General features: G+C 40.9%; 24 protein-coding genes. 23 read left to right on the plus strand and 1 reads right to left on the minus strand.

What is annotated here, in order from left to right; translation table 11 throughout:
• Positions 1-160 precede the first annotated feature (160 nt).
• Both rpsA and fni read left to right on the plus strand, forming a co-directional pair.
• Positions 161-1,300 carry a 30S ribosomal protein S1 gene (gene rpsA, locus AMD01_RS15260; RefSeq protein WP_053402290.1) on the plus strand — a complete coding sequence of 380 codons (1,140 nt, stop codon included), beginning with the start codon at positions 161-163 and terminating at the stop codon, positions 1,298-1,300.
• 12 nt (positions 1,301-1,312) lie between these two features.
• Positions 1,313-2,365 (plus strand): type 2 isopentenyl-diphosphate Delta-isomerase, encoded by a 1,053-nt coding sequence (gene fni, locus AMD01_RS15265; RefSeq protein ID WP_053402291.1) that lies wholly within the window; start codon positions 1,313-1,315, stop codon positions 2,363-2,365.
• 27 nt (positions 2,366-2,392) lie between these two features.
• On the opposite strand, the gene AMD01_RS23580 is transcribed toward fni, so the two are convergent.
• Positions 2,393-2,524: a YpzI family protein gene (locus AMD01_RS23580; RefSeq protein WP_083446571.1), complete on the minus strand. Its 132-nt coding sequence runs from the start codon at positions 2,522-2,524 to the stop codon at positions 2,393-2,395.
• 129 nt (positions 2,525-2,653) lie between these two features.
• Between AMD01_RS23580 and AMD01_RS15270 the strand changes: the two genes are divergently transcribed.
• From AMD01_RS15270 to trpA, 21 genes are all read left to right on the plus strand, one after another.
• A complete protein-coding gene (locus AMD01_RS15270) occupies positions 2,654-3,256 on the plus strand; it encodes a YphA family membrane protein (RefSeq protein WP_053402292.1) in 603 nt (200 codons plus the stop codon).
• 342 nt (positions 3,257-3,598) lie between these two features.
• Complete coding sequence (der, locus tag AMD01_RS15275) at positions 3,599-4,909, plus strand: ribosome biogenesis GTPase Der (RefSeq protein ID WP_053402293.1); 1,311 nt, start codon at positions 3,599-3,601, stop codon at positions 4,907-4,909.
• 19 nt (positions 4,910-4,928) lie between these two features.
• Complete coding sequence (locus tag AMD01_RS15280) at positions 4,929-5,963, plus strand: NAD(P)H-dependent glycerol-3-phosphate dehydrogenase (protein WP_053402294.1); 1,035 nt, start codon at positions 4,929-4,931, stop codon at positions 5,961-5,963.
• Between the two features lie 95 nt (positions 5,964-6,058).
• Positions 6,059-6,262 carry a DUF2768 domain-containing protein gene (locus tag AMD01_RS15285; RefSeq protein ID WP_053402295.1) on the plus strand — a complete coding sequence of 68 codons (204 nt, stop codon included), beginning with the start codon at positions 6,059-6,061 and terminating at the stop codon, positions 6,260-6,262.
• A gap of 26 nt (positions 6,263-6,288) precedes the next feature.
• On the plus strand, positions 6,289-7,014 hold the full coding sequence (locus AMD01_RS15290) for a hypothetical protein (protein WP_053402296.1): 726 nt from the start codon (positions 6,289-6,291) through the stop codon (positions 7,012-7,014).
• A 287-nt stretch (positions 7,015-7,301) separates the two neighbouring features.
• Complete coding sequence (gene spoIVA / locus AMD01_RS15295) at positions 7,302-8,780, plus strand: stage IV sporulation protein A (RefSeq protein ID WP_053402297.1); 1,479 nt, start codon at positions 7,302-7,304, stop codon at positions 8,778-8,780.
• A 562-nt stretch (positions 8,781-9,342) separates the two neighbouring features.
• Positions 9,343-9,615, plus strand: a complete 273-nt coding sequence (locus AMD01_RS15300) for an HU family DNA-binding protein (RefSeq protein WP_053402298.1) — start codon at positions 9,343-9,345, stop codon at positions 9,613-9,615.
• A gap of 154 nt (positions 9,616-9,769) precedes the next feature.
• Positions 9,770-10,336, plus strand: a complete 567-nt coding sequence (gene folE / locus AMD01_RS15305) for a GTP cyclohydrolase I FolE (RefSeq protein ID WP_053402299.1) — start codon at positions 9,770-9,772, stop codon at positions 10,334-10,336.
• 38 nt (positions 10,337-10,374) lie between these two features.
• Positions 10,375-10,605, plus strand: coding sequence for a trp RNA-binding attenuation protein MtrB (gene mtrB, locus AMD01_RS15310; RefSeq protein WP_053402300.1), 231 nt, complete (start codon positions 10,375-10,377; stop codon positions 10,603-10,605).
• Positions 10,606-10,863: 258 nt separating this feature from the next.
• Complete coding sequence (locus AMD01_RS15315; protein WP_169775973.1) at positions 10,864-11,628, plus strand: heptaprenyl diphosphate synthase component 1; 765 nt, start codon at positions 10,864-10,866, stop codon at positions 11,626-11,628.
• A 13-nt stretch (positions 11,629-11,641) separates the two neighbouring features.
• Complete coding sequence (locus tag AMD01_RS15320; protein WP_053402302.1) at positions 11,642-12,349, plus strand: demethylmenaquinone methyltransferase; 708 nt, start codon at positions 11,642-11,644, stop codon at positions 12,347-12,349.
• A 124-nt stretch (positions 12,350-12,473) separates the two neighbouring features.
• On the plus strand, positions 12,474-13,439 hold the full coding sequence (gene hepT / locus AMD01_RS15325) for a heptaprenyl diphosphate synthase component II (protein ID WP_053402303.1): 966 nt from the start codon (positions 12,474-12,476) through the stop codon (positions 13,437-13,439).
• A gap of 100 nt (positions 13,440-13,539) precedes the next feature.
• A complete protein-coding gene (gene ndk / locus AMD01_RS15330; protein ID WP_053402304.1) occupies positions 13,540-13,986 on the plus strand; it encodes a nucleoside-diphosphate kinase in 447 nt (148 codons plus the stop codon).
• 203 nt (positions 13,987-14,189) lie between these two features.
• Complete coding sequence (locus AMD01_RS15335; RefSeq protein ID WP_053402305.1) at positions 14,190-14,963, plus strand: CheR family methyltransferase; 774 nt, start codon at positions 14,190-14,192, stop codon at positions 14,961-14,963.
• Positions 14,964-15,079: 116 nt separating this feature from the next.
• Positions 15,080-16,147, plus strand: coding sequence for a 3-dehydroquinate synthase (aroB, locus tag AMD01_RS15340; protein WP_053402306.1), 1,068 nt, complete (start codon positions 15,080-15,082; stop codon positions 16,145-16,147).
• A 322-nt stretch (positions 16,148-16,469) separates the two neighbouring features.
• The gene (gene trpE / locus AMD01_RS15345) at positions 16,470-17,990 is read left to right on the plus strand and encodes an anthranilate synthase component I (protein ID WP_053402307.1); all 1,521 of its coding nucleotides are present in this window, start codon (positions 16,470-16,472) and stop codon (positions 17,988-17,990) included.
• The gene (gene trpD / locus AMD01_RS15350) at positions 17,983-19,008 is read left to right on the plus strand and encodes an anthranilate phosphoribosyltransferase (RefSeq protein WP_053402308.1); all 1,026 of its coding nucleotides are present in this window, start codon (positions 17,983-17,985) and stop codon (positions 19,006-19,008) included. Before trpE ends, trpD begins: the two co-directional genes overlap by 8 nt.
• The gene (gene trpC, locus AMD01_RS15355) at positions 19,001-19,768 is read left to right on the plus strand and encodes an indole-3-glycerol phosphate synthase TrpC (protein ID WP_053402309.1); all 768 of its coding nucleotides are present in this window, start codon (positions 19,001-19,003) and stop codon (positions 19,766-19,768) included. Before trpD ends, trpC begins: the two co-directional genes overlap by 8 nt.
• Positions 19,755-20,378 carry a phosphoribosylanthranilate isomerase gene (locus tag AMD01_RS15360; protein ID WP_053402310.1) on the plus strand — a complete coding sequence of 208 codons (624 nt, stop codon included), beginning with the start codon at positions 19,755-19,757 and terminating at the stop codon, positions 20,376-20,378. Before trpC ends, AMD01_RS15360 begins: the two co-directional genes overlap by 14 nt.
• The gene (gene trpB, locus AMD01_RS15365) at positions 20,375-21,607 is read left to right on the plus strand and encodes a tryptophan synthase subunit beta (protein WP_053402311.1); all 1,233 of its coding nucleotides are present in this window, start codon (positions 20,375-20,377) and stop codon (positions 21,605-21,607) included. Before AMD01_RS15360 ends, trpB begins: the two co-directional genes overlap by 4 nt.
• Positions 21,573-22,385: a tryptophan synthase subunit alpha gene (gene trpA / locus AMD01_RS15370; RefSeq protein ID WP_053402312.1), complete on the plus strand. Its 813-nt coding sequence runs from the start codon at positions 21,573-21,575 to the stop codon at positions 22,383-22,385. The genes trpB and trpA overlap by 35 nt, the downstream gene beginning before the upstream one ends.
• The last annotated feature ends 1 nt before the right edge of the window (position 22,386 follow it).

Below are 22,386 nucleotides of genomic sequence, written 5' to 3' on the forward strand. Positions count from 1 at the left end.
TTGACAAAAAGGGTACTTTTATTAGAAGTTAGTTACAAAGAAGATTTTTACATTGAACTCCGATGCTACACAACTAAGGCATGTTCTCAATATTAAGCATACATGTTTTATATTCAGAAAATACATATTTACTAGGTGGGTAATAAAGGAGGAAATAAAAATGACGGAAGATATGAATAACGTAGAGGTAAACAACTTACAGATCGGTGACGTTGTCAAAGCAACGGTCACAAAAATCGAAGAAAAACAAGTACTAGTTGAGGTAGAGAACAGTAAGTTAGACGGAATCGTACCAATTAGTGAGCTTTCAAGCCTGCACGTCGAAAAAGCGGGTGACGCAATCGAAGAAGGCGCTAGTTTTCAAGCAAAAGTAACAAAAGTTGAAGACGAGTTGTTAGTTCTATCGAAACGTGCAGTTGATGCAGAACTTGCTTGGGAAGATCTTGAAGCAAAGCTTGACTCAGGCGAAGTATTTGAAGCTGAAGTGAAGGAAGTTGTTAAAGGCGGACTAGTTGTTGATATTGGAGTAAGAGGTTTTATTCCTGCGTCATTAGTAGAAACGTACTTTGTGGACGACTTTGAAGAGTACAAAGGTCAGACACTTTCAGTAAAAGTGGTTGAACTTGATCGAGAAAAAAATCGTGTGATCCTTTCTCACCGTGCGGTTGTGGAAGCAGAGCAGCTGAATAAAAAAGAGGCTCGCTTAACGTCCTTACAGCAAGGCGAAGTTGTAGAAGGAACGGTGCAACGTCTAACAAGCTTCGGGGCTTTTGTTGATATTGGTGGTCTTGACGGACTTGTTCATATTTCACAGCTTTCTCATCAGCACGTAGACAGTCCGTCTGAAGTGGTTGAAGAAGGCCAAAAGGTAAATGTGAAAATTTTATCGGTTGATAAGGACAATGGCCGCGTGTCTCTATCAATTAAGGATACGCTTGAAGGTCCTTGGGATCATATCGGTGAGAAAGTTCAGGCCGGTGATGTCATTGAGGGAACGGTACAACGACTTGTTTCATTTGGGGCATTTGTTGAAATCGCACCTGGCGTTGAAGGACTTGTGCATATCTCTCACATTTCGAACAAGCATATCGGTACTCCTCATGAAGTGTTATCAGAAGGAGATACTGTTAAAGTAAAAGTTCTCGAAGTGAATGTAGCAGATAAACGCCTATCGCTCAGCATCCGCGAATTAGAAGAAGCACAAGAACGTCAAGACTACAAAGAGTATGCGCCTACCGAAGAGACAAGAGGTTTCCAGTTAGGTGATATGATTGGCGATCAGTTAAAAAAATTGAAGTAATGGTGATGCCTCGTGAATAGAGAAAAACGTAAAATTGATCACATCCATCACGCCATCCATACGGGTCAGCATCGTCTGCATGGGTTCGAAGATGTGCGGTTCGTGCACAACAGCCTGCCCGATACAAATGTCGACGGAACTCAGATAGAAACAAAAATCGGCGAACTTACGTTAAGTTCGCCGATTTTCATCAATGCGATGACAGGTGGCGGAGGTAAAGAAACAGAACATATTAATCACGCGCTCGCTGAAATAGCAAATGAGTGCGGATTAGCTTTAGCGGTAGGATCGCAAATGTCTGCGATTAAAAATAAAGAAGAAGAGTCTACGTACCGAATTGTAAGGAAAAGACATCCTCAGGGGAAGATCTTTGCAAACTTAGGAAGTGAAGCAACGGTCGATCAGGCAAAAAAAGCGGTGGACATGCTTGAAGCTGATGCGATGCAAGTACATTTGAATATTATTCAAGAGCTTGTGATGCCTGAAGGAGATCGTCATTTTTCAGGAGCTCTTCGCCGTATTGAGGCACTTGTAAAGGAACTAGAGGTGCCCGTTATCGTTAAAGAAGTTGGTTACGGAATGACGAGGGAAACGGTGAAGAAGTTAGACGAAATTGGCGTACCGATTGTTGATGTAGGTGGCTACGGTGGAACAAACTTCTCGCGGATCGAAAACAAGCGAAGAACCAGGGAACTCTCATTCTTTGACGAGTGGGGAATTACAACCGTAACGTCTCTCGCTGAAGTGACATCCTCTGCTTCTCGCCTTTCTGTTATTGGTTCAGGAGGCATTCAAACGTCATTAGATGTGGCGAAATCGATTGCCTTAGGAGCTTCAGCAACGGGAATGGCAGGTTATTTTCTGAAGGTGCTAGTAGATGAAGGACAAGAAGCTGTAATAGAAGAAGTCGAGCATTTGCATAAAGAATTGAAGATGATCATGACGGCAGTTGGAGCAACGTCTGTTGAGGAGCTAAAGCATGCTCCGATCGTTCTTTCAGGTGATTCATATCATTGGTTAAATCAAAGAGGAGTTGATACCACCTCTTTTGCGCGTCGTTCATAAAAAAACGCCCCTTTCCGGGGCGTTTTTTTAACGGTTTATTTTTCTCGCTTCTTCAGGCGTATCAAGGCTCGTTGCGCCCGGATAGTCAATACTTTGATCGCGATCAGATTCTACACGTTTGGATTGTTTCAGCTTCTTTTCTTGGCGGTCTTTTCCCATCGTTCTACCTCCTCAATGATCCATTAAGTGAACGTTTCTATTTTTTACATTCCGTGCTCTTTTATGTGTGAAATCGATTAAGTTCCAAAAAATTGATACATAATGAAAGGATAAGGAAGGAAGTGTAAAATGGAAGGGATTTTCTTTTATTGGTTTTCATGGATTGGGTGGACGATTCTGACCTTTTTTAAAGAAAAGGGAAGAGAGCGACTCATTTATGTATATATTCTCTTACTTAGCATCATCAGTTCTACGATCAAAGTAGAAGCAGGCCCTTTTTTAGTCAGCGGAACGCTTGTCATTTTACTCATCAGTTGCTACAGTCGCCTTACATACTACGATCGTGCTCTTAAGGTCCGAATGGGCATTATAACCGTCATTCTTTCATTAGCGTACACAAGTTATTTATTATTTGAAATGTATGATCCCGTCTGGTTTTTTCTCGATCGTCGCTTTGTGCTCGCTTTGCTGCTTGTATATGTGACCTGTATACTTTTAAAAGAATTTGAACATCGGTTAATTGGGCTTGTGGTTGGGGCAGGTCAGGGAGATTTTTTGTACAGCTATGTTCTATCACCCTATACCAATTACCAAGTAGGAGCACTGTCTTTTTTAGACATTGCGGCAAACGCAGTAGTGATGGTTCTCATTTGGCAGGGGATTTCTTATGGAGTCGAGTATATTAACCGCTATACGCGCAGTCAGGCTCGCCAAAGTGTTTCGAATAAATAAGATCAATGTCAAAGATCATATTGTTGAATAGGTTATTTTTTGATAGAATGTTTAAGTTAGGCTGGGGGGCGACTCAAAAAGGGAGATAACCCATTTTGAAGTCGCCTCTATCGTTTTTTTTCAGGCCACATACTAGTTGAAAAGAAGCCGATGTGGTTGTCTCTTATGGAATGAGACAAGCTTCATGAGTAAATGAGGGTTTAGGTGAAAAAAGAACGAATATATGATGTAATAATGTAAATAATGAACGGATTTTGTTCGTTAACGATGATAAATTGTAGAAAAACGCTTCTGTCTATGTGATCTGCACATAACAAGAAGTAGAAGAGAGGAAAATGTGTCATGCCAAAACCGATTGTAGCGATTGTTGGTCGTCCTAATGTAGGGAAATCGACAATTTTTAATCGTATTGTAGGAGAGCGTGTCTCAATTGTTGAAGATATTCCAGGAGTAACAAGAGACCGTATTTATAGTTCAGCAGAATGGTTAAATTATGATTTTAACATTATTGATACAGGTGGTATTGATATTGGAGACGAGCCATTTTTAGCTCAAATTAAAAGTCAGGCTGAGATTGCCATTGATGAGGCAGACGTTATTATCTTTATGACGAACGGTCGAGACGGTGTTACACCGGCCGATGAAGAGGTTGCAAAGATTTTATACCGTTCGAAGAAATCTGTTGTTTTAGCCGTAAATAAAATTGATAATCCTGAAATGCGCGAGCAGATTTATGACTTTTACGCATTAGGATTTGGAGAACCGTTCCCGATTTCAGGTACTCACGGTATCGGATTAGGGGATCTTCTAGATGCAGCAGCAGAACACTTCCCGAAAGAAGGGGAAGAAGAGTATGGTGACGAGGTTATTAAGTTTAGCTTAATCGGTCGTCCAAACGTAGGAAAATCATCGCTTGTAAACGCTATGCTAGGAGAAGAGCGCGTCATCGTTAGTGACCTAGCAGGAACAACGCGTGATGCAATTGATACAAAGCTTGTGCGCGATGATCAAGAATACGTGATTATTGATACAGCAGGTATGCGTAAAAAAGGAAAAGTATATGAGAGTACCGAAAAGTATAGTGTACTACGTGCGTTAAAGGCGATTGAGCGTTCTGACGTCGTTTTAGTCGTTTTAAACGCCGAAGAAGGAATTATTGAGCAAGATAAACGAATCGCTGGTTATGCACATGAAGCAGGAAAAGCTGTTGTGATCGTTGTAAACAAATGGGACACGGTTGAAAAAGATGAAAAAACAATGCGTGAGTTTGAAGAACAAATTCGTGAACACTTTTTATTCTTAAGCTATGCACCTATTGTGTTCTTATCAGCGAAGACGAAAAAACGTACGCATAAGCTGTTACCTGTTGTCGATATGGTAAGTGAAAGTCATTCACAACGTGTACCGACAACCGTTATTAATGATGTCATCATGGATGCAGTGGCAATGAATCCTACGCCAACTCATAATGGTAGTCGTCTGAAAATTTTCTATGCAACTCAAGTGGCGATTCAACCACCAACATTCGTGGTATTCGTTAATGATCCAGAGCTCATGCATTTCTCATATGAGCGCTTCTTAGAAAACAAACTACGTGAAGCCTTTGGTTTTGAAGGAACGCCAATCAAAATTTTCGCACGACCTCGTAAATAAAGACAGGGATGTGATTGAGATGAAACGTATCGGCGTATTAGGTGCAGGGAGCTGGGGAACGGCTTTGGCCTTTGTATTAGCAGATAATGGTCATGAAGTGAAGTTGTGGGCTCATCGATCGGAAACGGTTGATGAGATTAATGAAACACATCGAAATGAACGCTATTTACCAGGGATTGAGCTGCCGACTTCAATTGTTGGATATAGCTCCTTGCAAGAAGCTGTAGAAGATGTTTCCACAATTATTCTTGCAGTACCTACAAAAGCTATTCGGGAAGTATTGAGAAAGCTCATTGAGATTGAGCATCCTCCATATACAATTGTTCATGTCAGCAAAGGGATTGAGCCTGATTCCCTTCTTCGTATTTCAGAAATTGTTGAAGAAGAAATGCCACCGCGTCTATTAAAAGACGTGGTCGTCCTATCAGGACCTAGTCATGCAGAAGAAGTAAGTAAAAGACAGCCAACAACTGTTACGGTTTCGTCAAAAAATATGCAGGCTGCAGAAGAGGTGCAAGAGCTCTTTAACAACCAGCATTATTTTAGGGTGTATACAAACCCTGACGTAATCGGAGTGGAAATTGGTGGAGCGCTCAAAAATATTATCGCACTTGCCGCTGGAATTACAGATGGTCTAGAGTATGGTGATAATGCAAAAGCAGCGCTTATTACGCGAGGACTAGCTGAAATTGCGCGCCTTGGTGCGGCAATGGGTGCTAATCCGCTTACTTTTTCTGGTCTAACCGGAATTGGCGATTTAATTGTGACGTGTACAAGCGTTCATTCGCGAAATTGGCGAGCAGGTAATCTCCTTGGTAAAGGGCATAATCTTGACGAGGTACTTGCGAACATGGGCATGGTTGTAGAAGGTGTTCGTACGACGAAGGCTGCTTATCAGCTGGCTGAAAAATACGATGTGCAAATGCCATTAACCAAAGCTTTATATAATGTTTTGTTTAGTAATGTTCATCCAAAACAGGCGGTAGATGCGTTAATGGCACGTACAAAAACACATGAAATGGAAGACTTAGCGAACATTTTAGGTCGAAGTTAAAAAGAAGGTCATGCCGATGCATGGCCTTCTTTTTTTCCATTTTTATTCATTCTTTCTATGCTATAATATGAGGACAAGGGAGGGAGGTTAGGGTCATGTCACCAGCTTTAATGAAAATGTGGATAGCGCTTTCATCGATGGGGTTTATGTTTATTGCCATTTTAGCTATTTATATTAGTCGTTACAAAGTCAAAAAGGGAATTATAAGAGGAATAACAGCCCTCGTGGCATATAGTTTTATGATTGTTGCTGGAATTATGATTGTGTTCGTTGTATTTAGTGGACCCGTCGATCAATAATGATGCATATGGTCTGGAAACGAAAAATGAAACGATGGAGCTTATGTGTCCTATCCGTATGGCTTGTGCTTCTTTTAGGAGGGTGTTTATACCCTGATGATCAGCTGAAGCAAAATCAAGTGCCGTATAAGGATCAAATAGCAGCTGTACAAACTGCTGTCAACCAGTTTCAAACAGATAGTGGAGGGTTGTTGCCCATCAAAACAAGAGACATGAGCACACCACTCTATCAGAAGTATCCCATTGATTTTAACAAGCTGATGCCCTCATACATGCAGGAACCACCGGGCACTGCTTTTGAAAGTGGAGGCGTTTATTCATACGTGCTTATAAACGTTGAAAAAGCTCCAACGGTCAAAGTGATTGATGTCCGAATGGCAGATAAAATTCGTGACCTCACGCTACGATTGGATATGTACCGCGAAAGTAACAGCGGTTATGTACCATTTGGAAAGGTTCTCGGCAAGGGGGTATTTGCACTTAATTATAAAAAATTGGGTCTTGATCAAGAGCCTTATGTTGAAAGTCCTTTTACAGGTCATAATCTGCCTCTTATTGTCAATCAAGATGGCAAATTGTTTGTAGACTATTCCTCTGATCTGTACGCAGAAATGAAGGAGACGAAAGAAAAACTACAGGCAGGGCAAGACATCCGTTCAATATTGATGGAACATTCTGATTTTGTCCCTGCGTATTCATTACCGTATACGATTGATTCAAAAAAAGATGAACCTGTCTTTTTAGAAAAATAAGTCATGAACCCTTTCTCACTGAATAAAATCAAAGAGAAAGGGTTTTTCATATTGAAGAATGACTTTTCAGTTTATCTATGACACATCCAGCTGGGCACATAAATAAGGTTTTTTCAATGATCCTGATGCTAATCTCGCGTAATAAAGCGAAGAAAAAACCGAAATGAAAGAAAAGTTTTTTTGAAAGTCATATTTTAATAGGACAACGTCATAACTATATAATGTCCTATTCTATTCTTGCAATGAATACCATAACCCATGAACTAATAGATCGGAGGGGGATCTTTTTGGAAAAGTTCGATATTTTCAAAGACATCGCTGAACGTACAGGTGGAGATATATATTTAGGAGTAGTTGGTGCAGTAAGAACGGGGAAATCTACTTTCATTAAAAAGTTTATGGAATTAGTAGTGTTACCAAACATTTCAAGCGAAGCAGAGCGTGCAAGAGCGCAAGATGAGCTACCCCAAAGTGCAGCTGGTAAAACCATTATGACGACAGAGCCAAAATTTGTACCGAATCAGGCGGTCAATATTGAGGTAAATGACGGCTTAGAAGTGAATATTCGATTAGTAGATTGCGTAGGGTATACAGTCCCTGGAGCAAAAGGATATGAGGATGAAAATGGGCCTCGCATGATTACGACGCCGTGGTACGAAGAGCCAATTCCGTTCCATGAAGCAGCTGAGATTGGAACAAGAAAGGTCATTCAAGAGCACTCTACGATTGGGGTAGTCGTAACAACAGACGGTTCGATTGGTGAAATTCCTCGTGAGGATTATATTGAAGCAGAAGAAAGAGTCATTGAAGAACTGAAAGAAGTAGGAAAACCATTCATCATGATTGTCAACTCAGCTCAGCCACATCATCCAAACACGGAGAAACTTCGCGCTAATTTAAGCGAGAAGTATGATATTCCTGTATTAGCAATGAGTGTGGAGACAATGAGAGAAAACGACGTACTAAACGTGCTTCGTGAAGCGTTGTTTGAGTTTCCAGTTCTTGAAGTGAACGTAAATCTACCAAGCTGGGTGATGGTCTTAAAGGATCAACACTGGCTCCGTGAAAGCTATCAAGGGGCTGTTCAAGACACGGTCAAAGACATTAAACGACTTCGTGACGTGGACCGAGTGGTGGAACACTTCAGCGGCTATGATTTTATCGAGCAGGCTCGCCTAGCAGGAATTGAGATGGGGCAAGGTATTGCAGAGATTGATCTTTATGCGCCGGACGATCTTTATGACCAGATTTTAAAAGAGGTTGTAGGGGTTGAAATTAGAGGACGTGATCATCTTCTTCAACTCATGCAGGAATTTGCTCATGCTAAGGCGGAATATGATCAGGTGTCAGATGCCTTGAAAATGGTGAAACAGACGGGATATGGAATTGCTGCTCCGTCCCTTGCTGATATGAGCCTAGATGAGCCAGAGATTATTCGTCAAGGTGCCCGATTCGGCGTGCGTTTGAAAGCTGTGGCCCCATCTATTCATATGATTAAGGTGGATGTTGAATCAGAGTTTGCACCAATTATCGGGACTGAAAAACAAAGCGAAGAATTAGTGCGATATCTCATGCAGGATTTTGAAGACGACCCGCTATCCATCTGGAATTCAGATATTTTTGGCCGCTCTTTAAGCTCCATCGTTCGCGAAGGAATTCAGGCTAAATTATCCTTAATGCCAGAAAATGCGCGCTACAAGCTTAAAGAAACGCTTGAACGTATTATTAATGAGGGATCAGGTGGATTAATTGCCATCATCCTTTAGGCAAAAAGCTCCTTTCACAAGGGGCTTTTTTTTGTGGAAATTTGCTTTTGTATTTGGTGTGGAAGTAGAGAACGTTGTGGTTGTTATGGTAGGAAAATATAAATGAAGAGGATTAAAGATTGAAACGGAAGGGAATGGGTAAAGAAGTAACAGAGAAATATACTTGCCAAGAGGCTCCGAGCGCCTGTCAGCGCTAAAAAAAGAGAAATATGTTACTAAATCTGAAAGCGATTTCCAGAAAAAGCTTATTTTTTATGTAATATTAGTAATATATAGCGAAATTACATAGTTTTAGCTTGATTCATGGTTGTTTCATATGTTAATCTTTTATCAGCCAAGTATCATTAACGTTGATTTAATACGCTTTCTACGCTTTTTTAAAGGGAAAAAGATTGAATTATAGTAATAAATCGTTTATGATAGGCGTGTCAAAGCAATTATATGTATAGAATTTGCGAAAAGTGTGAACAAATGAAAATAAGTAATTACTAGAATCACTTGACATACAAGGGTTTCTAGCTATTATATTAGGATTAAGAACTTTTGGGAGGAGGTGAATGGCATGAACAAAACAGATTTAATCAACGCTGTTTCAGAAGCGAGTGAACTTTCTAAAAAAGACGCTACAAAAGCAGTTGACGCTGTTTTTGAATCTATCTTAGATGCATTAAAAGATGGGGACAAAGTACAATTAATCGGTTTTGGTAACTTCGAAGTTCGTGAACGTGCTGCTCGTAAAGGTCGCAACCCACAAACTGGTGAAGAAATCGAAATTCCAGCAAGCAAAGTTCCTGCATTCAAACCAGGTAAAGCTCTTAAAGATGCTGTAAAATAATACATTTACATAAAGAACAATCAGCAACATGATTCGTTCCGTCAAAGAGCTGGGAAAGGTCGCACATTGAGCGACCTTTCTTTTTTGCCTTTAACTTATACGTATGCTAGAATCTTCTTAAACTTATTCTATGTATGGCCTTGGAGGAACAATAATGTCACAGGTAAATAAAGAACAAATTGAGCATGCAATTCGATTACTTTTAGAAGCAGTAGGGGAAGACCCAAATCGTGAAGGATTACTTGATACACCGAAACGTGTAGCAAAAATGTACGAAGAGGTTTTCTCAGGATTAAATGAAGATCCAAAAGAGCATTTTAAAACAGTATTTGGTGAAGATCACGAAGAATTAGTACTTGTAAAGGACATTCCTTTCTATTCTATGTGTGAACATCATCTTGTACCGTTTTATGGAAAAGCACACATCGCCTACATTCCAAAGGGCGGAAAAGTAACAGGTCTTAGTAAACTAGCGCGCGCGGTTGAGGCCGTTGCAAAACGCCCACAGCTTCAGGAGCGAATTACGTCTACAGTAGCAGACTCTATCGTAGAATCTCTTGAGCCACATGGTGTGATGGTAGTGGTAGAAGCAGAGCACATGTGTATGACGATGCGCGGCGTGAAAAAACCTGGTGCATCGACGGTTACATCTGCAGTTAGAGGTGTATTAGCAACAGATGCAGCTGCGAGATCAGAAGTGCTTTCATTAATTAAATCTTAAGGCTAGATGGCCTCAATAAGACTTTAGGAGTAGGTAAAATGAAAAGTAATGGAGCAAACGAATATATTGTCATTAAAGCGTTAGAAGACGGAGTCAACGTCATCGGCTTAACGAGAGGTGCAGATACTCGCTTTCATCATTCCGAAAAACTTGATAAAGGTGAAGTGCTAATTGCTCAGTTTACAGAGCATACTTCTGCAATTAAAATCAGAGGAAAAGCATCGCTTCAAACAAGCCATGGTGAAGTAGAATCTGATTCAAAGCGATAAGTATTTCATTTCCCTATTCACGTAGTCGCCCTGGGTTTTTCTAAAGTGAATTGTTTGTTCTCACTTAGAAGATCAAGGGCGATGTCTTTATGAGAATAGATACAGACATTTTCATTTTAGGGAGGTATATCTTTCCTATAAGGTAGCAAGAATAAAGAAAATAGAGGTTTTTTTCATATACAGTTATGATATAATTGACAGGGTCTAATGAAGAACAACCGTATAAAATGTGTAAGAGGGAGACAGAGGGTGATGATCATGCAAAATAGTACAAACACAGTTGCCGATATGAAAGAGCACATTGAAAAAGAACTTGCTCATTCATATATGAAAAAATTTATTCGTCATCCACAAATTGATGAAGACAAATTATTTTATATCTGCTCCTTTTTAAAAACCCTACCTATTTCTGATGAAGAATTTAAAACATATGTAACTTCCATTATGCTTGTGCAAACGGCACTTGATGCCCATGATTTAGTAACGATTCAAGCACTCCAAGAAAATGATCTGCTGAAGCAAAGGCAGCTTACTGTATTATCAGGTGATTATTACAGTGGTTTGTACTATTCTTATCTTTCACAACAAGGCAGTATCTCCTTAATTCGTGAAACATCTGCAGGAATTAAAGATATTAACGTCGCAAAGATGAAATTATATTATACAGATCACCTTTCCACTGAGGAAGCGTTAGAACATCTATACACGATTGAAACGTCCCTGATTCAGTCATTATGTCGTTATTTTGGAAAGCCTGAATGGCAAGCTTTACTTGGACATGCTATGTATATGAAATTGCTGTTTAGACTATTGGATGGCCAAAAGCCGCGTGCATCTTTTTTGACCAATCGAATTAAAGGTGAACAAGAGGTCAGTCTCGAGACGATTCTTTATCCATCTCTTGTACGCTCACAGGCCTTTATTCAAGAGAGTGCAAGCAAGATGTCAAGCTTAGATGAGGAACTGCAAGATGATCTAAATGGGCTTTTCCAACGTTTTAAACAGTCCCAATCAAGGTTGTAGGAGAAGGATAATAATGCAAGAATCAAAAGAGCAACGCGTCCATAATGTGTTTGAAAAAATTTATAAAAACTATGACCAAATGAACTCCGTCATCAGCTTTCAGCGCCACAAAGCATGGCGTCAAGATACGATGAAGCGAATGGATGTTCAAAAAGGTTCAAAGGCATTAGATGTATGCTGTGGAACGGCTGATTGGACACTAGCGTTAGCAGAAGCTGTTGGTGAAAAAGGTGAGGTCGTCGGACTTGATTTTAGCCAAAATATGCTAAAAATAGGCGAAGAAAAAGTAGCCAGTTCGTCTCACAAAAACATCAAGCTTATACACGGTAACGCGATGGAACTACCATTTCCGGACAACACGTTTGATTACGTCACGATTGGATTCGGACTTCGAAACGTGCCGGATTACATGACGGTGTTAAAAGAAATGCACCGCGTGGTAAAACCAGGTGGTAAGGTAGTGTGTTTAGAAACATCTCAGCCAACAACCCCTGGCTATCGTCAGCTGTATTTCCTTTATTTTAAGCATATTATGCCGATGTTAGGAAAGCTTGTGGCGAAAAGCTACGAAGAATATTCATGGTTACAAGAATCAACGGTTAACTTCCCTGGTAAAAAAGAATTGGCAAAAATGTTTGACGAAGCAGGATTTGCAAAGGTTGAAGTCAAATCTTATACGGGTGGAGTAGCAGCCATGCATATGGGGTATAAAGACAAATAACTGTATTTCGGAGAGGTCCTTACGCTAATGAGGTATCCATAAGCTATGTAAAGCGTTACATCAAGGTACAGGACCTTTCTTCTTTTTATACATTGGATTGAAATTTAGATATAAGGTGAATTCCATGAAGTTAAAAATGATGTATCCTTACCTCAATGCTGATATTGCGTTGATTGAAAAGGAATTAGCACGAACGGTACAAGCAGAAGATTCAGTCATTGAAGAAGCCTCCTTGCACTTACTTAAAGCAGGTGGGAAAAGAATTCGACCTGTCTTTGTGCTTCTCGCAGGGAAATTTGGCGATTATCAGATCGATACAGTAAAGTACGTAGCGATCGCTTTAGAACTCATCCATATGGCTTCTTTGGTGCATGATGATGTCATTGACGATGCGGACAAACGAAGAGGTCAAGATACCATTAAATCAAGATGGGATAATCGAATCGCGATGTATACGGGCGATTATATATTCGCTCGGGCGCTGGAGATGATTACGAAAATCGAAGATGCAGAAGCCCATCAAATTTTATCTCATACGATTGTTGAAGTCGGACTAGGTGAAATTGAGCAAATCCGTGATAAATACGATCTAGATCAAAGTTTACGTACATACCTTCGTCGTATTAAACGAAAAACAGCCCTGCTTATTGCTTCAAGCTGTCAGCTCGGCGCGATTGCAACTGGGGCACCAAGCTCAGTTCATAAACGCTTGTTCTGGTTTGGCTATTATGTAGGCATGTCTTTCCAAATTACGGACGATATTTTAGATTTCACAGCAACAGCAGAGCAGCTTGGAAAGCCAGCAGGAAGCGACCTGCTACAAGGAAATATTACGTTGCCTGTACTATATGCCATTCAGGATCAAGCGTTTCGTGAAAAAGTAGAAAATCTTTTCGTGAGCACGAATCCCGAAAAAGATATTACATCAATCATTGATGAAATTAAAGGTTCAGACGCGATTGAGCGTTCCGTGGATTTAAGCAATCGTTACTTGACAAAGGCGTTTCATGTCTTAGAGGAGTTACCACCGAACAAGGCCAAAACAGCGCTACATAAAATTGCGAAATTTATCGGAAAGAGAAAATTTTAACAGTATTTCCATGAGAAAGTTGTAAAATACTGAAAATAGTGTTACTATTCTTCTGAGAGTGTTTGCGCTTTCATTTTACATAATTCGGGGTGGGATTCTCATGGAAAAAACATTTATTATGGTAAAACCTGATGGGGTACAAAGAAGTTTAATCGGCGAAATCGTAACTAGATTTGAAAAAAAGGGGTTTCAACTAGTTGGTGCAAAATTAATGCAGATTTCGACAGAATTAGCGGGCAATCATTATGCAGAGCATAAAGATAAACCGTTCTTTGGGGAATTAGTAGACTTCATTACGTCTGGTCCTGTATTTGCGATGGTTTGGCAAGGGGAAAACGCAGTAGAGGTAGCTAGACAAATGCTTGGAAAAACAAATCCAAAAGATGCACTACCAGGAACAATCCGCGGTGACTTTGGTCTTGTTGTTGAGAAAAATGTTATTCACGGATCTGATGCGGTTGAAAGTGCAAAGCGTGAAATCGCATTGTTCTTCGGTGAAGAAGAACTTGTTCACTACGGTAAGTTAATTGAAGATTGGGTTTATTAAAAGAAGCCTTCCTGCAGTAGCAGAAGGGGACAAAAAAGCGTGGTGAAATCACCACGCTTTTTTATTTGCGGTTAACAAGGAGAGTACGGATTTTTTATACATAAACAGCAGAACGTGTTGAATAGTTTGCAAGTCTAGACGATATAAAACGTATAAATGATCATTACCATAATAATTATCTTTGGCGAAAATGAGGGAAGACAATGGATCAAGACTATACGGATTTTATGAGTCGTGTAAAGAAAAGAACGGGTATTGATTTAGCTCTTTACAAAGAAGCGCAAATGAAACGCCGCATTATATCATTATATGAGAAGAAAGGATTTCGTACGTTTCAGGAATTTTATCAAGCGATGGACAAAGACATGGAGCTACTGGGAGAATTTTTGGATCGAATTACGATCAATGTGTCGGAGTTTTATCGAAACGCCAAGCGTTGGGAAGTATTAGAGAAAAAAATTTTACCAGAGTTATTGAAAACGCGTCGTACGCTTAAAGTGTGGAGCGCAGCATGCTCGTCTGGAGAAGAGCCATACACGCTAGCCATGATTTTGAGTACGTATTTGCCGCTTTCGCAAATCAAAGTTGTTGCGACGGATATCGACCAAAACATTATTACAAAAGCTAAAATTGGCTTGTACGCGGAGCGTTCACTACAAGAAGTTCCGCCGGCAATTAAAGCGCAATATTTTACGAAAGAAGGCTCTTTCTACAAAATAAGCGATCAAATTAAACGAACCGTTACGTTTCGCCAGCAGAATTTGCTTGCTGATCCGTTTGTAGATAAATATGATTTAATTGTGTGTCGCAATGTCCTTATCTACTTCACGGAAGAAGCGAAGCAGCACGTGTATAAGAAATTTAGTGATGCGCTTACTCCTGGCGGGATTTTCTTTGTAGGTAGTACGGAACAAATTTTTAACCCGCAGTCGTATGGCTTTGAAACGGCAGATACGTTTTTTTATCGAAAGCGTTAAACATGTAGGAGTTGAGAATTCCTTTTAACTAGGCGTATAATAAAAAACAATTAATGTTCAGCGGAGAAAAGGACGACTCCGGTGAAAATATACATATTATACGTGAGGGAGTTTTCATGGAAACGATTCAAATTCAAACTGCATCTAAAACATATCCATTATTTTTAGGTCATCAAATTTTAGATAAACTGCCAGAAGTCATTGGAAGTGTCAAACCGGATGCGTCCAAAGTATTCATCATTACGGATGAAGAAGTGGACCGCCTTTATGGTGACGCGCTTGCTTCAGTGCTAAGAGATTTATCACCTGTTAAATATGTTATTCCGAGCGGGGAGCACGCAAAATCGTTTGATTATTTTTATCAGTGTCAGACGTTTGCGCTTGAGCATCAACTTGACCGTCGTTCTTTAATTTTGGCGTTTGGTGGGGGCGTAGTCGGAGATTTAGCAGGCTTTGTTGCTGCCACATACATGCGCGGCATTTCATTCATTCAAATTCCAACGACGCTTCTTGCCCATGACAGTGCGGTTGGAGGCAAAGTGGCCATTAATCACGCGCTTGGGAAAAATATGATTGGAGCCTTCCATCAGCCGGAAGCCGTTTTTTATGACGTTCAGTTTTTTGAAAGCCTTCCAGAACGAGAGTGGCGCTCTGGCTTTGGAGAAGTAGTAAAGCACGCGCTCATCAGTGATGAATCTTTTTACAGATGGCTTCAAGACAACATCACGTCGCTTCAGCACGTTCAAAATCAGCATCTAATGCATATGATTGAAAAAGGAATTCATGTAAAAGCAGGAATTGTCCGAGCAGATGAACGGGAATCTGGCGTTCGTGCCTTTTTAAATCTAGGACATACGTTAGGTCATGCGATTGAATCAGAGAGCGGATACGGAGTGGTGAGTCACGGAGAGGCAGTCATCATTGGGATGATCTTCGCGCTTGAAGTGAGCATCGAGTTAGAAGGCCTTCGATTTGACGTAGAAGAACTAAAGAAGTGGTTAACATCGTTAGGATATAGCGTTGATGTACCGAAAAGCTTGGATCATAAGCGATTGCTCCAGAAAATGCAGGGAGATAAAAAGTCGACCGAAAGCAATGTCAACATGGTTCTATTACAAGCGATTGGAGAGCCTGTTATGAGAAGAGTAGATGATGAAACCATTTTATCTCTTTTAGCGAAATAATGCTTTTGGAATCTTTCTCATTGACAAACGATACGTGTCGTACTAAGATAATGAATAATTAAGAAAGTTAGTTTAGTGAGTAGCATAGCAGAGCAGACAGTGAGAGATGCAACAACTCGATCAGCATAGAGAGCTGATGAGTGAGATAAAGTAAAGTATAGACGAGATGAGAATGAGATAGTTGAGCTGAGGTTAGTTGAGTAGAGTATATATAAATAACAATCTACCCAAAGGCCTGTTTAGTGCTATTTGGGTTTTTTATTTTCCCTTCAACCTATCCTCTTTTCTCATTCTCCATTTCCAAATGGAGGACTGAGCAAACATGAAATACCCACAGGATCAGCAGACGTTTTTAGAAGAAGCGTCACAGTATTTAACGATTCCCATTATAAAAAAAATGTACGTCGATTCCATCACGCCGGTGGATTTGTTTCAAAACTTACAAAAAGAAGCGATTTACTTACTAGAAAGCAATGAATCGTCATCAGAGTGGTCCAATTACTCGTTTATCGGACTACAGCCGTTTCTAACGATCCATGAACAAGACGGAATGTATGAGCTTCAGGATCAAAAAGGAGATTGCTTTTACAAAGGAGACACGTTTAAAGAGACGTTTCAAACCGCACAGAATCTGTTGAAGGTAAAGGTGCCTAATATTGATCTCCCGTTCAAAGGTGGAGCGGTTGGCTTTTTAGGATATGACGCGGTGTCGCTGTTAGAAAAAGTCCCGTCCCATTCCTACAATGATTTAGGAATGAGCCGCTGTCATTTTGCTTTTTGTGAAACGATTTTGGCCTATCATCATGAAAAAAAAGAAGTAATCATCGTCCACTATATACGCCTAGATGGCAGTGAGACGGAGGAAGAAAAAGAACGTTTGTATGAGAGTGCACAGCAAAAGATCAAAGCGTATTTTCACGGAGCGCTACGAAAAAATGATGAGCAGCCGCTTATGTTTGAACAAGACTTAACGCCTGTCTCATTTGATGACGTAGAGTCCACGTATGAAAAGGAAAAATTTCTACAGGACGTTGAGAACATTAAAGAATACATTCGAAGTGGTGACGTGTTTCAAGCCGTACTGTCACAGCGTTTTAAAATCCCTATTTCCATTAGCGGGTTTGACATTTACCGAGTGCTTCGACTTGTAAACCCGTCTCCTTATTTATTTTATTTGAACATGAATGGTATTGAGCTTATTGGAAGTTCGCCTGAGCGGCTGATTCAAATACATGATGGTCATCTAGAAATTCATCCAATTGCCGGAACGAGGAGAAGGGGCCGAACGTATGAGGAAGATCAGCAGTTGGGAGAAGAGCTGCTAGCTGATGAAAAAGAGCGCGCAGAGCACTACATGCTTGTTGACTTGGCAAGAAATGATATTGGTCGCGTTGCCGAATACGGTTCAGTGAATACACCGGTACTAATGGAACTAGTAAACTTCTCGCATGTAATGCATTTAATTTCAAAGGTTACGGGTCGATTAGCAGAGAACGTTCATCCGATTGATGCGCTTCTCGCCGCTTTTCCAGCTGGTACCGTATCAGGCGCACCTAAAGTGCGTGCGATGCAAATTTTAGCAGAGCTTGAGCCAACAGCACGAAATGTCTACGCCGGAACCGTCGCCTATCTAGATTTTGACGGCAATATTGATTCCTGCATTGCGATTCGTACCATCCTGTTAAAAGATTGTAACGCGTACGTGCAAGCGGGAGCAGGCATTGTGGCTGATTCAGTTCCAGAGCTTGAATATAAAGAAACAAAAAACAAAGCGAGTGCGCTGATTAAAACGATTCAGCTAGCAGAAAAAATTTATCAAAAAGAGGGGAATTTATATGTTTAAAGAATTTCTCTTAAAATGTTTAACAGGTCAATCATTAACGGAACACGAAGCTAAAACGGTGATGAATGAGATTATGTCAGGAACGGTTTCATCAGCTCAAATCGGAAGCTTGCTGACAATCTTAACGTATAGAGGCGAAACGATTGAAGAGATTACGGGGTTTGTGAGAGGAATGCGTGAAAATATGATTCCACTCCAGACGGGTCTTGAAAACGTCGTTGACACGTGCGGGACGGGTGGAGACGGCGCATCAACGTTTAACATTTCAACGGCAAGTGCGATCGTAGCGTCCGCAGCAGGTGTGAAAGTGGCTAAGCACGGAAATCGGGCTGTATCTTCTAAAAGCGGAAGTGCAGACGTACTTGAATACTTGGGAATTGATATTACTTCTACGAAACAGGAGGTAATAGAGACCCTTAAGCAGGACGGAATGGCCTTCTTATTTGCTCCTATGTATCACCCAGCAATGAAGCATGCGGCGATACCACGAAAAGAATTAGGGTTTCGTACGGTGTTCAATGCGCTTGGACCGCTTGCAAACCCGTCGAACTGTGATAAGCAAGTAATCGGCGTTTATTCAGCAGGGCTTGCTGAGAAACTTGCAAGAACGCTACAAAAGCTAAGCTCAAGACATGTATTATTTGTAGCAGGAAAAGATGGCCTAGATGAGATCAGCGTTGAAACCGAAACAGACATTGTAGAGCTTCGTGACGGCGACATTCGTTCTTATACAATCAAACCAGAAGATTTTGGCTTAGAGCGAGGGAGAGTATCAGACTTAGTCGTTGAAACAGCGAAAGAAAGTGCCCTCACAATTGAGCAAATCTTCCGTGATCAAGCTCATGAAAGTGCCAAAAATGCAGTGATTTTAAACGCAGCGGCAGCGATTTATGTCGCAGGTAAAGCAGGCTCAATTGCAGAAGGAACGCATATCGCGAGAACGGTTATTGAAAATGGAACAGCGTACAGACAATTGCAGAAGCTACGCGCTAGAAAGGTGATGACTCAACATGCTTGATAAGATTTTACAAACGAAAAAAGAAGAGGTAGAAGCACTGATTCTTCCAGAAAAACAAGAAGTGAAAAAGGTTTCCTTCTATGATGCGTTAAAAAATCCTACCCACACACTAGCACTCATTGCCGAGGTAAAGCGGGCATCGCCATCAAAAGGATTGATTAAAGAAGATTTTAATCATGTGCAAATCGCTCGTGATTACGAAGCAGGGCTAGCGGATGCGTTATCTGTTCTGACAGATCAAGAGTACTTTATGGGGAATCAATCCTTTTTAACGGATATAAAAAAAACCGTGAATCTTCCGGTACTGCGAAAAGATTTTATTATTGATCCTCTTCAAGTAGAAGAGAGTGTACGAATCGGGGCGGACGCTATTTTACTCATTGGTGAGGCGCTAGAGCCGGCTAAGCTACATGAATTGTATGTACAGGCAAAAGAGAGTGGATTAGATTGTCTCGTTGAAGTGCATGCACTTGATACGTTAACAGGTATACTCGATGTATTTACACCACAAATTGTCGGGATTAACAACCGCGACTTGCATACGTTCGTGACGAGCGTTGAGCAAACGAGAAAAATTGCGTCATATGTACCGAAGGAAAGTCTGATCGTTAGTGAGAGTGGGATTGTCAATACTGCCGATATTTTATCGGTAAAAGAAGCTGGAGCTGAAGCTGTTTTAGTAGGAGAAACGCTTATGAGAGAATCGAATCAAACAGAAGCTATTGCTCATTTATTCGGTGTAAAGCATGCGAACCGTTAAATATTGCGGCATTCGAACGCTTGAAGATTATGAAATGGTTTCAGATAGTTTAGGAAGCTATATCGGATTTATCTTTTATGAAAAAAGCAAGCGATTCGTCACACCAGAATCCGTAAAAGAATGGGGACCGAAAGCTAAAAGGCACGTTGGCGTGTTTGTGAACGCGTCTGATGAATGGATCGATCATTCCATCACTTATGCTTCTCTTGACGTTGTTCAGCTTCACGGAACGGAATCTCTTGCTGATATTCAGCGAATAAAGAACCGTTACGAAGTGGAGGTATGGAAGGCGATTCCTCACGGTGAGGATACGATTTCGCTCATTCATACGTATGCGCCGCATGTGGACGCTCTTTTACTAGATAGTAAGGTGGACAATACGTTTGGCGGTACCGGAAAGACATTTGATTGGAGCTTTCTTCCGACATATATGGAAGTAATGGAGTCGTATGAGACACCCCTTTTCGTAGCAGGTGGGATTACGGTAAACAATATTCATAGTTTACTAACGTATGATCCTTTTGGAATTGATTTATCTAGTGGAATTGAGGAAGACGGAAAGAAAAACAAACAAAAACTACAGGAGATAGAAAGGGAGATTCAAAAATGACGTATAATCATCCAGATCAGTTCGGTCGCTTTGGTGACTTTGGTGGAAAATATGTGCCAGAAACACTTATGAGACCATTAGAAGAAGTAGAAACAGCTCTTGATGCAGCAATGGAAGATGAAGCCTTTCTACAAGAATATTTGCACTTGCTACATGAATACTCTGGTCGACCAACCGCTCTTACGTTTGCAGGAAACGCAACCGAAAAGCTAGGTGGAGCAAAAATCTATTTAAAACGTGAAGATTTGAATCATACAGGTGCCCATAAAATTAACAATGCGATTGGTCAGGCACTGCTCGCAAAACGAATGGGAAAAACAAAACTAATTGCCGAAACCGGAGCAGGACAGCACGGCGTAGCAACAGCAACCGTAGCAGCAAAGTTTGGAATGGAATGCAAGGTGTTTATGGGAGAAGAGGACATTGAGCGACAAGCGCTAAACGTTTTCCGAATGAAAATGCTAGGGGCTGAGGTTGTACCTGTGTATTCAGGAACACGTACGTTAAAAGACGCTACAAACGAAGCGATTCGTTACTGGGTTGCCAACTGCGAGGATCACTTCTATTTAATCGGTTCTGCGATCGGACCACATCCGTATCCGAAAATGGTTCGCAACTTCCAAAAAATTATTGGGGAGGAAGCAAAGCGACAGTTCCAAGCCGTTGAAAACAAGCTTCCTGATAAAGTTATTGCGTGTGTGGGGGGAGGCAGTAATGCCATTGGGATGTTCTATGACTTTATTAAAGAAGACGACGTTGAGCTTATTGGTGTCGAAGCAGGTGGAAAAGGGTTAGACTCCAATCTTCATGCAGCGAAAATGGCCAAAGGAACAAAAGGAGTCATTCACGGTACGCTGACGTATTTAATGCAGGACGAGAACGGTCAAATTACCGAGCCATACTCCATCTCAGCAGGTCTTGATTATCCTGGAATTGGACCGGAGCATTCCTACCTTTCAACAATTGGACGAGTACGTTATGAAAGTGTAACGGATGATGAGGCGATTTCAGCTCTACAATTTTTAACGCGCCAAGAAGGTATCATTCCAGCGATTGAATCTGCTCATGCGCTAGCAAAGGCATTTGAACTGGCGAAAGGTATGTCTGCGGAAGACTCCATTTTAGTTTGCTTATCAGGACGAGGAGACAAAGACGTTCATTCATTAATCAACTTATTAGAGGAGGAAAATCAACATGACGTTTCAAAAACGCCTGCCGAAGCACGATAATTTGTTTATCCCATTTATTACAGCAGGAGATCCGCACCAAGATGTGACGATTGAGCTTGCATTTGCTCTTCAAGAGGAAGGGGCATCCGTGTTAGAATTAGGTGTACCATATTCTGATCCTTTGGCAGATGGACCCATCATTCAAGAGGCATCCAAACGAGCATTAGAGAACGGAATGTCCATTCGAAAAGCAATAAATCTAGTGCCAAGGATGAGGGAAAGAGGCGTTCATATTCCAATTATCCTCTTTACCTATTTTAATCCTGTGTTACAATTAGATTTAGAACACTTTTTCACTTTAGTGCAACAAAATGAAATTGATGGTGTCCTTATTCCTGATTTGCCTTATGAGGAAAGCGCGGAAGTTCGTCGATTAGCAAAAGCGCACGATGTCGTTCACATTTCACTGGTTGCTCCGACTTCAAAAGACCGAATCCGTATGATTGCGAGTGAAGCGGATGGATTTTTATATTGCGTATCATCTCTTGGTGTAACGGGCGTTCGTACAACGCTTCCATCTGACTTGGATGAGTTTCTACAAGAAGTGAAAAAATATGCAACCATTCCAGTCGCCGTTGGATTTGGTATTTCGACAGCAGAGCAAGTAAAGGTGTTAAAGGACCATAGTGACGGAATTATCATTGGCAGTGCCATTGTGAACAAAGTTGCGGAATTGAAGGACGCGCTTTTAACAAACGATACGAATGAGCAAGCGCTAAAAGAATTCAGAGAGTATGTGGCTTCTATCGTTTCACCGATTCAAATTTGTGAGGTGTAAT

Origin of the sequence: Priestia koreensis, assembly GCF_001274935.1 — a bacterium.
GTDB lineage: Bacteria > Bacillota > Bacilli > Bacillales > Bacillaceae_H > Bacillus_AG > Bacillus_AG koreensis.